Source organism: Paenibacillus sonchi, assembly GCF_016772475.1.
GTDB classification, from domain to species: Bacteria; Bacillota; Bacilli; order Paenibacillales; family Paenibacillaceae; genus Paenibacillus_AQ; species Paenibacillus_AQ sonchi.
The window spans coordinates 74,927-91,616 of the sequence record NZ_CP068596.1 but is presented as its reverse complement, the minus strand read 5'-3'; the positions used below and the strand labels follow the sequence as shown (position 1 = coordinate 91,616).

Here is a 16,690-nt window from a genome sequence, read left to right as displayed (position 1 = left end):
CTTCCGACAGCTTGTCCAGCAGGAGGATGCCATCTTTCTGGATGTCCTCCGGAGCTATTTCCAATTGGGCACCAACAATAAGCGGCAAATACAATTCCAGTCCCGCAATATCGAAGCAGACCGTGGTTACGGCAAGCAGCCTATCATCCTGCGTACAACCGGGTTGCCCGGCCATAGAGCACAGAAAGTTGGTCAATCCAACCTGGCTCACCATAATTCCTTTGGGCTTGCCGGTGGAACCGGATGTAAATATGAGATATACCGGGTCCTCAGGCTGTAAGGGGACCAAAGGGGCAATAATCTCCAGTTCCTTCGGACAGACAGACTGCCCCACATCAGCTCCATCAACGCACAACACCGCACCGTCAAATTGTGGCAAGCCGGACCGGAGGGACGAATGCGTCAGCACATATGATAATGCACTCTCCCCGAACATATCGGCCAAGCGTTCCCTTGGATATAGTGGGTCCAGAGGAATGTATACGCCGCCAGCCATCTGCACGCCAATCAAGGCCGCAAGAAGATCCAGGGAACGATTTAGGTAAATGCCCACAAAGTTCCCCTTCGCGACTCCGTTAGCCTGCAGATGGAAAGCGAGCGTCTTGGCACGCCTGAACAGCTCCAGATAGGTCAGGCTTTCCTCCCGGAAGCGCACCGCTTCAGTATGGGGGAGCGCTTGACCTGTTCACAGAACAGATCTACAAAGGTTAGCCCGCGGGGATAATCCGTCTTAGTATCGTTCAAGCCGTAAAGCAACAACTGGCGTTCTTCCTCGGACAGTAGCGTAACCCCGGAGAGTTGCGTATCTCCTTGCGCTGCTATTGCTTCGAGGGCACGGATATAGTGGCTGGCAATTGCCGCCACTGTATCGGGTGTATACAAACCGGGATTATATTTTAGATGGAGCAAACACCCATCCGGTTTCTCGATTACTTCCAGCGTTAAGTCGAATTCCCCAAGCTGATGGATATGGTGTAGACAACCCAGGAAGATATCATCCTCCGCTGCCTGAATTCCGTTCTGAAAATAAAACGCCGCCTGAAACAAAAAACGTTCCCCGGACGGACGCCGTTCATTAAGCTCCCGGGCCAATGTGTAATACGGATACTGGCTGTGCTCAAGGGATACTAGCACCGTCCGGTGAACCTTCTCAATTAACGCGAGCAGCGTATCGCCTGGATCAATGTCATTCCTAATCACAATCATGTTCATGAAATTACCGATTACATTATCAAATCTTCCTTCCGGTCTGCCGGCCACAGGCGTCCCGATGGAAATGTCGCTTTGATTGCCAAATCGGGAAAGAACCAGCTGATACGCCGCCATCATTATAGAGAAAAGCGTCACCGGTCTGGACATGCGTACGGACTTTAAGGCGGCAACCAGCCCGCCTGAAACCGAAAATGAAAAAGACGCCCCTTCCTGGGAAGGGGCTGAGCAGATACCGGTCATGGGCAGCTCCAAAGCGGGTACAGGCTGGGCCAGCCGTTCCAACCAAAAGCTGCGGTCTCTGACGGCCTTATCGCTTTGGAGATAACGCTGTTCGTAATGAACATAGTCGGTGAAATCAGCGCGGCGTTCCTGAAGTACCGGTGTTCTCCCCTGGCTGAATGAGGAATAGCAGGCCTGCAAGTCGCTCAGAAACAGCTGTGAAGAAAGGCCGTCGAGAATGATGTGGTGGAACGTGAACAGCAATATTGCATAATCCTCCGACACTTCATAAAGGCATGTGCGAAAGAGCGGTCCCGCTTCCAAATCAAAGGGCCGTTTAATCTCATCCCAGAGCAGACTGTTGACCTCATCTTCAGTCAATCCGACCGCAGAGGACCGGTTGATCTCCAGAACCACTGATCCTCCCGTCAACTGGTACGGGAAAAACTCTCCTTCCTCCCGGACCAGTACCGTTTGGAGGGACGGATGAAACGACAGCATATACTCTAGCGCCTTATGGAGAAACTTCAGGTCAAATCCAGCTGATACCTTAAAGGCACCGGGAGTATGATATGCCCAGTTGCCGGGCGATAGCATATGCTCGGCCCACATTCCTTTCTGTCCTGCCGACAGCACCGTCCGTGAAGGTCTATGATGGTGGTTTCTGGATATCAGCTTGAGGGCTTCCTCCCGTGACAACTGACCGTCAGCAAACTTTTGATATATCTCTCTTTCGATCATTCGTTTCACCGCTTTCAACAAAAGACTTAATGAAATCCTTCAAGGCCAGTGCTTCATCCAATTGAAGCTTGTTATCTTCCATACTCGATAAAATCAAGTTGTCCAGGTAGTAGTCGAAGGATGCTTCACGTTCCGGTTCCACCCCTGTATCATCCTTCTTTGAGAATGGTTTCTCAGGCAACTTCCATGTCTCGGAGGCACCGCACTGAATTAAAAAACTGCTAAGCCGCTCGATAGAGTAGTGCTCGAATAAATCTGGCAGGGAAACCGTTATGCCGCAGAATTGCCGGATGGACTTCACCATACGGCTAGCGGTCAGAGAATCCATACCGTATTTATCAAAACCCCGGCCGGGCTTAATCTGCACTGCCTTCAAATCAAGCAAATCCGCAATCAGCTCCGTCAGATAGGTCCTGATTTCATGGGTAACCTCCCGGTCCGGTGCAACCACCATCGGTTCCTCCAGCGTTTGCTCTGCAGATAAATCGCTGGCTACCCAATAGCTTTCATGTTCGAAGGGATAACCTGGCAGCGACAGCATGGAGCATTGCTCCGGTGGATACAAACCGTCAAGTACCAGAAAGGTGCCATGCACCCAACGCTCCGCTAAGACGGATAACCTTTCCTTGGTCCCATCCGTTGCTGTATACTTCGCTTGGAAACCTGTATCGTCTACGCTCCCCACAAATACTTCTTTCCCGCTTAAGCTTCCGCCCAGCACCCTCTGCAGCGCATCAACGGCAGCCTGCTTACCGGGCACAACAAGGGCAAGCCTTTCTTCCATCGGCTCCCTCAGAGCCAGGGAGTAGGCAAAGTTCCTCATCGAAACCGAATCACTGCTTGTCAAAAACTCCAGCATATTTCGAGTCACCAAGGCCAGACGCTCCTTATTTCGGGCCGACAATAGCAAGAGGAAGGGACCCGCTTCTCCCAGCTCCTGCGTTAGCTCTTGCTCCAGACCGGGAAGATGCTCTTCTACTACGAGAGCCGCATTGGTACCGCCTGCACCGACAGCATGGATAACTGCCCGCAGCGGCAACTCCGGGGTGGAGCCATCGCCGCTGCGTTGCCGGAATCGCCTCCAATCGGCCGCTTCCCGTTGAATACGCAGGACGGTGCCTGTTAGGTCGATGCGCGGGTTCAAACGTTCCGCATGAAGCGAAGGAACGAGCTTGCGGTGTACCATTTGCAGAATGACCTTGGTCAATTGCGACATCCCGGAAGCGGCCTCCAGATGACCGATATTGGATTTGACTGATCCGATGGCGCACACATGGCTGTCCGGGTTGCAGTCTTGAAAGACAAGCTTTAACGCATCCAACTCGATGGCGTCTCCCACTGCCGACCCGTTCGTTGCCGTTTCAACATAACCGATAGTGGCGGGGTCTGCTTCTGCATCGGCCAACGCCAGGCGGATAAGCTCTGCCTGTGCTTCCCGGGAAGGAACCTTATAGGCACCGGTTCTGCCGCTATGGTTAACGGCGCTGCCCTTGATCCTGCAGAGAATTCGATCCCGGTCCGCTTCCGCCGATTCGGCCAACTTCAATATGACGACACCGGCCCCTTCGCCCGGTAGATAACCGTCTCCATCACCCATGCTAAGACTCCTACTGTGGCTTCCCAACAGTTTGGCCTGGGACAAGCCTATATATTTGTAAGGATGCAGACTCAGGTTCACACCTCCGACGATGGCCATAGAGCATTCTCCCAGCCGCAAACTGTTGACTGCCAGATGCAGCGCCGCAAGCGAGGATGAGCAGGCGGTATCCACTGCCATACTAGGTCCTTGGATGCCAAGATAATATGAAATTCGATTGGCGATCGACCAATAGGAAGCACCGGAAAGAACGCCAGCGGCATGTTTATCCTTGGCAACCCATGGATACGGCTGCGACATGACACCGATGAATACACCTACCCGCCGGCCCTCTTTCTCCAAGCGGTTCAGTCTGGTTCTTGAGTAGCCGCTATCCTCCAGCGCATGCCACACCGTCTCAAGCATGATCCGTTCCTGCGGATCAATGCTGACCGCTTCCTTGGGCGATATGTTAAAAAAGAGCGGATCAAACCGGTCCACATCTTTTATAAATCCCCCCACTTGCCATTAATGCGCATGTGCTCCTTGTCTTCAGGAGCATTCATGTACAAATCCGCATTCCATCGTTCCGTAGGCACTTCCCGGATACAATCCTTCCCTTCACTCAGGTTGGCCCAGAATGCACTGATGGTCTCCGCCTCTGGGTACTTCCCGCTTAACCCGATTACAGCGACCTCCTTGGCACCCGGCCGCGCCTGCTTCGGCTGGACCGAAGGAGCCGGGACCGCAGCATCGGCAGAATCCTTCTGGAAATATACTGCCAACCGATCCCGGTGGCGGTGCAGCAAATATCCGCTTACCTCCCGCACTGTATTGTATTCGACGAATACGGTTTGGCCATCTGCACCGATGACAGCTTCCAGATCACGCCCCATACTCATGAGCATGACGGAATCCATCCCATACCGGTCAAACGTGTCAGTATCGCGGATTCGTTCTACCGCTACCTTTGTTGTCCGGGAGATCATTTGTTTTACAAATGCAGAAGCCTGCTCCGGAGTCGGATCTCCCTCCGCACAGGGCTGATCGGAAGGTGCAACCATATCCGATCCAGAGGCTGCGGCCTCCGATATATCCAGCGGACGGAACAGCCACTCTCTCATCTTGTCCAGCCGGCCTGCCGCCACCGTCAGCCGAGGATAACCGAAACCAAGCATTGCTTCAAACGCCATCACGCCCTGGTCTGTCTGCAGTGCCGTCAGGCCAGTCTCCTCTTCCATCTTGGAACTTATAGCGGCAGGCATCATCATGCCTCCTTCCAACCAGAGAGGCCAGTTAACGGATAACGAAACGCCGGAGCGCCGACCCATGCCCGTTAGCTGATGCCTGCGCTCCATGTACTCATCCATATAACGGTTGGCAAAAGCATAGTCGGCCTGCCCTCGGCTTCCCGCTACCGCCGCTATAGAGGAAAAGGCTACAAAAAATTCAAGGGGTTCGTCCTTGGTAGCTTCGTCCACATGGAAGATTCCGTTTACCTTAGCCGCAAGAACAGACTGCAACTCTTCTCCGGACTTCCTTTTGACCAACGAATCCCGTGCCACACCTGCTGCGTGGATGACTCCGTGAATGGCTCCATGCCGCTGCCTGATGTTCTGGAAGAGTCTGTGCGTATCCGCAGAGTCCGATAAATCGCATCTCATATAGGAGATCTCGACTGTCCCTCCAAGCTGTCCCAGCACCGCAAGCCTGTCCGCATTCAGCTCTGACCTTCCGGCCAGCACAAGAATGCAAGGGCGGGCTGCCGCCAAATACCTGGCGAAGACCAGGCCCAGTCCACCAGCTCCTCCGGTAATCACATATACTGGCCGTTTCTGTACAAGGCTGCAGTTAGATGAACCGGAATTTAGTTGAAGCCCGGCATCCGCTTCCTCCAGCACCCGCATCATCCGTTTACCGCCAGTGTACGCGATCTCCGCAAATGATTGTTGAATAGCATTTACTTCCCTGTACAGCAGCTGAGCCAGCTCTGCTGCCTGCAGCTTATCATCCACCCGGACTGTTCTGTAGACCTCCTGCTTACTCTCCAGGCAGACACTTTTGGCAAAAGCGGCTGCGCAGGAGCTCTCCCATTCCGGACGGTGTCCTGCGTATACAAACAGAATCTTCGTTTGCCCATGCCTATCTACACCGGCTATTGCTCTGGTAAAGTAGAGCAGGCGCAGTGCCGATGAGTGTACGTTATCCACCTCATAGCTGGCTGAATCCTCATCAGTGTTCGTCCAGGTCCATAACCAAATGATATGGAAGTCATGGGGGCTGAACTCCCGAAGAGACTCGAAGAGCCCGTGATATCCGCCTGGCTCATCCGGATTAAGCTCAAAGCCGAATTCCGTTCTACGGAATTCGGCTCCCGTTCGTACCCTCAGAATCGTAGGGTATGCTTGGGCCAGCTCATCCCTTATATGCTCAAACCTTGCATTATCGTCATCAAAGACTAGCAGGCTCTGTTCCATGGTTCGCATATGAATTGCCAGTTCAACCGGCTTCCATTGCTCCTGGACGTATATGAGCCCCTTTCCTTCGGCCCCATTCTTGGGGCCAGATGTTCCAGTTAAGCGGAAGCCATTAATCCGGGCCAACCGGTTCCCTGACATGCAGCAAATTGTAATGGCATACCCTTCGTTACCCTCTACGGTATGCACCCAGCACGCAGTCGGCATATCGCCGTATATTTCAATCTCCTTAATGGCAAACGGCAGACCTGCTTGTTCAGCCGGCTCTTCCCCTGCCAAGGCGGCCACCGATTGCATAGCCCCATCCCATATGGCCGGATGGAACCCGTTGCCTTCATTCTGCAGGCTTCTGGACGGCAATCGGATAAGTCCCAGTGCTTCAACATCATTGTGGTACAGCTCCGCCATAACCTGATAGCTGGGCCCGTATTGAAACCCCCGTTCATAGAAGCGGGAATACAGGTCGTCAGGAGAGATTACCGACCGGCACCGCTCGCGTATCATTGATAGGTCGAGCGGACTGTCAAGAGCGGCAACACTCCCATATGCCAGAACGCCTTTAAAGTGGACCGTCTGCTCTCCCTGGACATCGGTAACAATGGCAAACTCAGCTTGGTCACCCGCCGGGGTTAACCTGATGGTTGCCTGTTTGCTGCCAGCTGTTACATCAAGGGGAGAGAACCACATTGCATGCTTCAGCTCTGTAACGGATTTCCCCGGATTCGCAAGCGAGCCGGCCGACCTGACCATCTCGATCATGGCCGCGCCCGGAACAAGAACATCTCCCTGCACCACATGATCCTTAATCAGGACACTCTCCTTGCTGAATAGCTTGGTATAGGATAGTCCTTCAAAGGTGGATACATTCGCATCAATAAACGGCCGCAGTGAACCGACAGCTTCTGCACTCGGCGACGCCGGAAGTGCGCAGCCGGTCTCTATCCAGTAACGTTCTCTGCTGAAGGGATAGGTCGGAAGTTTAACCGGACGGTGCTTCTGATCCGAATACAGCGTCTTCCATGGAATGTCAGAGCCTTCCGTCCATCTTCTGGCCATTTCATTCAGACGACTCCTATCCGTTAAATGGACAGTATCATGATCCGGGTCAAGTGCGGGAACCTGCCCGTGCGCCGTCTTATCCGATGCACATCCGGAGTATAGCCCCGGAGCTTTGCCGTCTTGAAGATAAACGTCCAGCAGATAGCTCAGCTCATGATAATCCTCGCAGACGATTGCCAGGCGCTCTTCGAAGTGCTCACGGCCGGTCTGCAGAGTATAGACCAGATCCTGCAACGAGTAACCGGCAGCGCCGGTATCGATCGGGAGCGTCTGCAGAATGGCCGGTTCCACCGCCTCTCCGCGCATTATTCGGGCAGCAGCAATGAGGCTATCCAGGCCACCGATTGTCAGGCCGCCCGCTATTTCATGTAGGTTCAGCTCAACCCCGAACTTCTGGTTAATCCCGGACACGAAGTGCATAATGTCAGCTGCAGTGCCTAATAAATTCCCGAGCTGGTCCCCTGTGTCCAATTGCTCCCTTCCGACTCCGGTCACCGCTTCAATATACGACAGAAGCGATTCCACTGGAGCCGCTTCCTTCCTTTCCGCTACCGCTCCTTCCTGCAATCGCCGGCTGTTCACAAATGCCTTCATTTGGCCTGCATACACATACAGCCGTTCCCTTGTCCTGGCTGAGAGCACTGCTATGGAAGCAGGCTGCCTATTTCGGTTTGCTGCTTTACTTGGGGACGATTTCCTCTCCACATACTCCTCTACGACAAGAAACGCGTTGGAGCCGCCTGCCCCAAAGGAGCTGATTCCCGCCCGACGGGGATACGTCTCTTGTCTCCCGTTCATCATGCGGACAGGCTGGCTCCATTCGCTTAATACGCGCTGGACGCGGACAGGAGAACTGGGGAAATCGATTCTTGGATTTAACTGATCAGAGTGCAGTGACGGTACAAGCATCCGCTCGCGCATTTGCAGCAATACCTTCGTCAGTGCCGCGATCCCGGCTGCCGATTCAAGATGCCCCACATTCGACTTCACTGAGCCTATGGCGCAAAATTCCTTATCCTCCGTAAAGGATTCAAACGCCCTGTTAATACCCTCAATTTCAATAGGATCACCCAAAGCCGTTCCGGTGCCGTGGGCCTCGAGATAACTGATCGTACGCGGGTCAATCCCCGATTCATGAAAAGCCTGCTTCAGCAGCTTCGCTTGGGATACCGGACTCGGAACCGTGTATCCGTTGGTTTTGCCTCCATGGTTAAGAGACGTACCCGCAATTACACCATAAATGGAATCTCCGTCCCGGACGGCTTTATCCAGCGGCTTCAACAACACGGCTCCTACGCCTTCACCCGGCACATACCCGTCTCCGCCTTCGCCGAAGCTGCGACATTTACCGTCCGTGGAGCCGAATTTGCCTTGGCTGACCAATATATATTTGTTGGGATGCGACGCCACGTTTACTCCGCCAGCAAGCGCATAATCCGTTTCCCCGCGAATAAGACTGTCGCAGGCAAGCTTGATTGCTGTCAACGAAGAGGAACACATGGTATCTATCGCCATGCTCGGACCTGTAAAATTCATTACGTACGAAACCCGGTTGGCAATGGAGGAGAAGCTTGAAGTCGGCTTCTCCCGCTCGTCCCCTGCAGCTCCGTACAGCTGGTACTGGCTCCACATCGCTCCAACGTAAACGCCTACCGTCGCCTTTTCCAGTCTTTTGCGGGTATAACCCGAATCCTCCAGCGTTTCCCATGCACATTCCAAAAACAGTCTTTCCTGCGGGTCCATCAGCTCCGCTTCCTTGGGCGATATATTGAAAAAAAGCGGGTCGAACTCATCTATACCGTCCAGAAAACCACCCCATTTGGTATAACTCTTCCCCTTCGCTTCCTTGTTTGGATCGAAGAAAGAGAGCAAGTCCCAACGGTCCGCCGGGATCTCGACAATACAATCCCTGCCAGACTTCAGATTGTTCCAATAGTCTTCCAGGGTCCGGGCCATAGGATAACGTCCGCTAATCCCTATGATAGCGATCCGTTCATCCTTATCGCCGTCCTCCTCCCTCCTGGCAGAAGGAAGGGAGGAATCGTTCGGTTCCTTGACCGGCGGCTCTCCTGCGGCTTCGCCCTCCGGAAGAGAGCGTCCGCCTGTCTCCTGCTCCGGTTCCATAGCGGTGACGTCCGCCGGCCCTCCGAACAGCTTCGCTACTTGATCCGGGTATGCCTTCACTATATATGCCGCCAGCTCTTCCAGATTGCGGTGCTCGAAGAATAACGTCTGAGGCAGTGCTCCGAATTGACTTATCAGCTCACCTGTCATATTCATAATCATTAGTGAATTCAAGCCGTATTCATCCAAGCTGCGCTGCGACTGCACCTTCCCGGCTGGCAAACGGGTCTCGGCTGATATAAGGCCTGCCAGCAGTTCTTCCACCCGCTTGCGCTTAGCATCGTCATCTTCCAGCACTTTCGCGGGTGACTCCCGATCAAGAATTCCCGATACTCGACCTTGCGGCTTGACCGAAGCAGTTACATACGGCTGCATCAGCGTCTCAAGTTCCCCAAGTTGAAGGGACCGCCGACTGACTACCCGATGCAGCAGAAGCTCTTTATCACCGGCTAGAACGGAAAGGGACAGATACGGGGACAGCAGCGCCTTTTCAAAGCTGGCTATTCCCTCGCGGCTGCCGAGCTCGGTCATGCCAAACTCCATCTGGAGCTTCTTCTTATGTTCCCCGGACAGCTGCATGCCTCCGTCTGCCCACAAAGGCCAATTAACCGACAAGCTTTTGCCGGATCTTAAGCCGTTGAGATGCTTCTGATCCCTTACCACTGCAAATTCGTCCATAAAACGATTGGCATAAGCATAATCGCTTTGGCCGGCATTGCCGAACACAGATGATATGGATGAGAACAAGACAAAGAAATCAAGATCATCGGAAGCTGTCAACTCATCTAGGTTCAGAGTGCCCCATACCTTGGATTGCAGGACCGCATCGAAATCATGGCGCTCCTTATGGAACAGTAAAGCATCGCTAATTACGCCTGCACAATGAACCACTCCCTGAATGGAGCCAAAACGCTTCCTGCATTCCTGCAAGGCACTTCTGGCCTCCCTATAGCTGGCAACATCCCCTTGGATGTAATGAGCTTCACCTGCGAGTGCCTGCAATTGCTGCAGCCTTTGCTTTCGTGTTCCATCCAGTTCGGAACGCCCGACGATGATGACCCGGCAGCCGGGATCAGCCAGCATACGGCAGGCCAATTGGTATCCAATGCAACCTAGACCACCCGTAATCACGTATGTTCCACGGTAGACCAGCTCGGCTTCCGGCACTTGCGGCAGCTCAACGGATTCCATGACCTTAACGCTCCGCCCGGACCCCGAATACATCACTTCCGAATCTCCGGGCACATCATATAATTCATTTCGCAGCCTGGCGCAGCAGGCCGCCCAGTCCTTCCGCAGCATATCAGGCTCCAGCATGACACTTGTGGTGCGGAACCGCGGATTCTCAACCGCTGCAGTTCGGAGGAAGGCATTGACTCCCGCGTAGTGGGGATAAGCATCATTTTTCTCGCCGGAGTATGCATAGACCAGGTTTATCGTCTCTGAGCTGTAAGGTCCATGCATAAACGCCTTGGTTAACAGATACAGTGAATATACTCCTGCTTCCATATGAACGGAGGGGTCACGGTACATGCTAGTATCCAGCGTCCATAAATGCAGGATGCCGTCAGGCCGGAAGCCGCGATCGAATAAAACGTCCAAGAGTTTGGTGTAATCCGCATATTCGCAGCCCACTTCATACATATTATCCGCCCCCTGTCTCCAGGAGGTTCCCTGCTTGACAATGATGATCCGCTGATCCGTGAGAGCATCGGCAGGGAACCGACGTTCATCGCTGCCAAAAACCAGTATGTTCTTCGGGATTTCAGCGGCGGACGGCAGCAGCTCTTTGCTCTTCCACCGGTCAGCCAAAAAAAGCACTTCCGGTTCCGGCGTTGTATTGACAACGGGGTTGCCCTGTTTTTTTATCGCTTTGATTACAAAATCGCTCAGGCGCAGATATAATGCATTCTGCTCATCAAATACGTTAATATCAGCTTTAATGATTCCGTGCCCTGATTCATTGGAGTGGTGGAGACGGATATGGGTGAGGCAAAGTTTGCCTAAAGGACGGTAAAGTTCCAGACGCCCCAGCATAAACGGCACGTACGATTGATCCGCCTCAAATAGTTCGTCAAAGCCGCCAATTGCATGCATTGCACCGTCCAGCATGTGGGGCAGCAGCTCATACGGGGCTTCTCCAGTTACTTGCCCGTCCGGCAGCTCAAGCCGGGCCAGCAGTTCATTCTCGTTGTACGCAAGTGTCTTCACCACTTGATAGCCGGCGCCATACTGTATCCCCTTCTCAGCGAAGGATGAGTATAGCTCGCTAGCCGTTCTTGAACGGGTACATCTAGCCAGTATTGAAGTGGCTACCTCGATCCCTGCGACGGCTGAACGGGGAACGGCGTCCAGCTCCAGCTGGCCTTGGCATACAGTCTGAGGGCCGTCGCCAGTCTGATCCATTATCGCAAAATGGACGGCATGTTCCCGCTCTGAGAGATGAATCGCCACACTCTTAGCATCCTCGGTGAAGCGAATCTCCCTCTTCCATACAATAGAAGAGATTGCACGAATCTTATGCTCACAAGCGAATTCCCCGGCTGCTCTTGCCATCTCCATCATCACGGCTGCCGGAAGCACAGCCGCTCCATGGATGACATGCTCCTGTATTTCGGCATCCTCCAGATGAAAGATGGTTCTGAACCGCTGCTCCTTCAGTGTAGAGAAATTTTCCCCTAAGTAAGGGTGAAGACTTCTTTGAGTGTCGGCCGACTTCTCTTCAAGCTGCACCTGTGGGCGGTAATCCGCCGCCCCCGCGATCCAATACCTCTGCCGTTCGAATGGGTAGACCGGCATGGGAATACGGCGAGGACGGCTTCCACGCGGAATCAGGGTCCAGTCGATGTCATGTCCCTGAATAAACCAGGCTGCGATCTGACCGGCGATATTCCTCGACTCATCCCGCTCAAGATCGGCCTTGCCGAATCTTCTCAAGAGCTTGTCCTGCTGATGCCGACCGGTCTCTTCTGCCGGGGCTTGACGATGAAGATTGCTGTAAATGTTCGGCAGGGCCTCCCCGCTCAGAAAAGCTTCCAGCTTGCGCTTCAGATCGTGGTGGCCCGCCACCACGAATACAGCCCGGCAATCAAACACACTCCGGCCCGCCTGCAGCGTATAACCGATCTCGTCGAGAGTATAGCCGCTCCCTTCATTATCAAGCCAAACGGCCAAATCGCCTGCTTTGGCCATCAGCGCCCGTTTGGTTTTGGCAGAGAGCGGTACGATATGATACGGAAGTGAATCACTGCCACCACGGGGGACATCAGGCACTTCTTCAACAACCAGATGTGCGTTGGTTCCGCTGATGCCGAATGAACTGACAGCAGCCATTCGCGGCTCCTGTGCCTCCCAATCCCTAAGCACCGTGTTGACATAGAAGGGGCTGTCAGCGAAATCAATATGCTCATTGGCATTTTTGAAGTGCAAGGATGGGGGAAGCTTTCTGTGCTTCATTGCCAGCAGGACCTTGATTAGCCCGGCTACCCCGGAGCAAGCAATCGTATGACCGATATTCGTTTTTACAGAACCGACCGCACAGTACCCCTTCTGGTCCGTCCAGCCGCTGAATGCTTCTGTTAACGCCTTGATCTCGATCGGGTCCCCCAGCTTGGTGCCAGTTCCGTGGGCTTCGATATACGAAATCCGGTTAGGATCGAGCCGGTGCTTAGTATACAGATTCTGGATTAACTGCTGCTGTGAGGCAGCACTCGGAGCGGTTATTCCATTCGTTTTACCGTCCTGATTGATTCCGGATGCGACAATTACCCCGTAGATGTGGTCCCCGTCCTCCAAAGCCCGGTCTAGGCTTTTCAGGATGACGATTCCCACGCCTTCGCCGGGCACCATCCCGTTGGCCTCATTATCGAATGCCTTGCATTGCCCATCAGCGGAGAACATCCCCATACTGGAGGACTGGTAATATAGCGACGGAGACGACATTACGGACACGCCTCCCGCAAAGGCCATCTCAGACTCGCCTGCCGCAATGTCGGAGCAAGCCAGATGGATGGCGGTAAGCGAAGAAGAGCAGGCTGTATCCACCGTTATGCAAGGACCCTTCAGATTGAGATAATACGAGATCCGGGCGGACAAAATGGCATTGTCATTGCCCATGGTCGTGTAAGGATCATGAGGAAGGTTTTGGTCGTGGATCAACTGGATATAATCTCCCGGCCTCCCTCCAATGTATACACCGACTGCTCTGTCGCTAAGTTCCTTATCCTGATAGCCTGCATCCTCCATCGCCTTCCAGCACTCCTCGAGAATCAATCGGTGCTGGGGATCCATCATTTCACTTTCCCTAGGAGAAATCCGGAAAAATTCTGGATCGAACTGGTCGATGCCCTGCATAAATCCGCCCCATTTGCTGGCAGAACGGAACGGCTTCTTCAGGTCCGGATCATAAAATGATCCCATCTCCCATCTTCCTGTGGGAATTTCCGTTACAGAGCAGACGCCTTTGGCCAGATTGCTCCAATACTCTTCGGCATTCCGGGCGCCCGGGAATCTGCAGGACAAACCGATTACAGCTATCTTTCTGCCGGCCAGCTGACAGTCCGCCGGGGCATCGTCAGCTGGCTTGGCCGGATGGTCCGTTGCTGCTTCGTCAGACGAGCAGGCTTTCATTGAGGCATTGCCCGGCACCACGACATTAGTAACCGTCTCCGTTATTTCTGGAGCAATAGGACGGGCACCTTTCCGGGCCAGGAACAGAACCAAGTCCTTAATGCTGGGATGATCGTAAAAATCGGTAACTTCCAACTTGACCTCAAACAGGGCTTTGATCCGGTTCATGAAATCGACTATGGTCATTGAATCAAAACCGACTTCGTAATATTTATGATGCGCCTTGATTTCGCCCGGGCTACCTCCTAGTATTTCTGTCGCAATCCGCAGCAGCTCATCCCTGATAGAATCATTATCAATTTCAGCAGAAGATTCTACCGGCGGAATAACATCGCTTACATCCTTGCCTGCCGCTTCTTCTAGCTCACGGACAAGAGCGCCGGTATCAGCCTTAATCAGTTTTTGACGATCCAGCTTGCCATTGGGGGTCCGTGGCATTTCCTTCAGGAATATGAAGGAGGAAGGAACCATAAATCCTGGCAATCTTGCACCCAGATCCTCCCTTATCTCGCCGTCCGAATAAACGGCATGCGGCTTTAAGGCAATGAAGGCCACCAGCCGTTTAGTCCCGTTGCTACTCTCCTTGGCGACAACAGCACATTCCTGTATCCGCTCATCTCCGGACAGCGCCTTCTCAACGGCAGACAGCTCAATGCGGATCCCGCGAATCTTTACCTGGTGGTCCTGTCTGCCAAGTAGCTGGATAGTTCCATCCGGCAAATAACGGGCCATGTCTCCCATCTTGTATAACCGCTCTCCCTCCCTGCCGCGGAATGGGTTCTTGATAAACTTGGCTGCTGTCTCCTCCTGCCTGTTCACATACTCTACAGCCAACGAAACACCGCCGATGTGCAGCTCCCCGGGCACTCCAACGGGACACAAACGCATATGGGAATCCAGAATAAAAGCCTTGACATTAGTAATCGGTCTGAACCATGCCATCCGACCTTCCGCAAGATCACAGTCTGCCGTTGAAAATTGCATTATTCCGTTTACCTCTGTCGCGCCGTAATCAGCTACGAGCAAAGAATCCGGGAAGTGCTTCATAAACTGCTTGAACAAATCCAGGGTGAACGGTTCTCCGACCGTCATCCACATCCGAACCTGCTTAAGGACTGTCAAATCCTCGGACGATTCAAACATCCGGCGAAGCATGGAGGGAAGCATCGTGCAACAGCTGACCTTATTTTTGTCAAGTGCCTGTATAATCTTTGACGGGTCCTTTACAACCGTATCGGACAGAATAACGGTTGGAACACCCTGTAGAAGTGCTCCAAGAAATTCCCACATGGACGGCATAAAGTTCATGCTGGTCCGTTGACAGGTCCGGTCTCCCTGTTGAAACGGGTATCTTGTCCACATGTGGTTGAAATAATTGATTAACTGCAGTTGCCTGTGTCTGACCCCTTTAGGATTACCTGTCGATCCTGATGTATAGAGAATGAGTGAAGCTTCTCCGGAATCATATATCGTTTCCGGCTGCATTCCGCCATCCTCAGCGATTCCGCCAGGGACGGGGTCTGAGCCGTCCAGGCGGAGTACCGGAACATGTCCGTTGCCGATGAAGGATTCTCGGGAATCCGTGTCCAGAATTAAAGCAAGGCCTGCATCCTGAATCATATAATGAATTTGTGTCTCTGGATAACTTCCGTCCAAGGGAACATATGTAAGTCCTAGTTTAAATATAGCCAGGATCGAAACGATCGTGTTGATGGATCTTTCGCCGTATACCCCGATGGCCGAAGCGGGGTCGATGCGCAGACAGCTGATCCGCAATGCGAGTCTGTCAACCGCAGCGGACAGCTCACGGAAGGACAACTCATCGGTTTCACCGGTGCCGCTTTCATGAATGACGGCAATGGCATCACCGCCTAGGGAAGCTGAACGTGCAAAACGGTCATAAAGCGGCTGATCAAACGATATCTCTTCGTCACAACCGGCCCAATCCAGCAGAAAGGACTCTTCTTCCCGGTTGATCAAAGGCACTTGATCCATGACCGTATCCGGTTCCTGCAAAAGATTGGTGAGGAAGTTGGCGAACTGCCGGAGCATCAGCTCGACGGAAATAGAATCCCATAATATCGGCGAGTATTTAATCCCTCCGACGCAACTCTCCCCTTCCTCCCGGAATGAGACCACCGCGTCCGGCGAAGCCGCCTCCTTGTTCTCCAGTGGGAGATTCGGAATCTGCAACAGCAGTTGGTAGGAGGAGGACTCTTTCTCCTGGGGAAGCGCATCCTTGACTTGCCCGACCAATGTCCGAAGCGTCCTTCCTTCCGCATTGGAGCAGTCAAACCAGGTTATGCTTCTGCCTCTTTTGCCGATTCCCCTTACGCCTGCTTTCATTTCATAATCCGGGTACCTGGCGAACAATGTTATGAACACGGCTGCCATTACAACTTGAGGCTTAACTCCCATTTCTTCACTGAACGAACGGACTGCCCCCCATTGCTCTTCGGACAGCTTGAAGAGGCGGATAAGCTCCCATTCATATGCCTGCCGCTGCTGCTCACCTTGGAGAAGATGGAAGACTTGCGGTACATTCTGGGCAAACAACCGTTGCACTTCTTGCAACGTCTGCTTCCCTGTTCCTTGTTTAATGATCCATGTATGGGACAGCTCCGTAGAAGCCAGCTTCAGGGAATCCAAAAAT

General features: G+C 53.2%; 1 protein-coding gene and 2 pseudogenes. All 3 read right to left on the bottom strand.

Annotation, left to right across the window (positions count from 1 at the left end; translation table 11 throughout):
• Position 1 precedes the first annotated feature (1 nt).
• A pseudogene (locus JI735_RS36705) lies at positions 2-655 on the bottom strand (AMP-binding protein); the annotation flags it as partial.
• A complete protein-coding gene (locus tag JI735_RS34000; protein ID WP_202677776.1) occupies positions 631-2,172 on the bottom strand; it encodes a condensation domain-containing protein in 1,542 nt (513 codons plus the stop codon). The pseudogene JI735_RS36705 and the gene JI735_RS34000, both read right to left, overlap by 25 nt.
• Positions 2,138-16,032 (bottom strand): annotated as a pseudogene (locus JI735_RS33990) (SDR family NAD(P)-dependent oxidoreductase). Before JI735_RS33990 ends, JI735_RS34000 begins: the two are co-directional and overlap by 35 nt.
• Between the last annotated feature and the right edge of the window lie 658 nt (positions 16,033-16,690).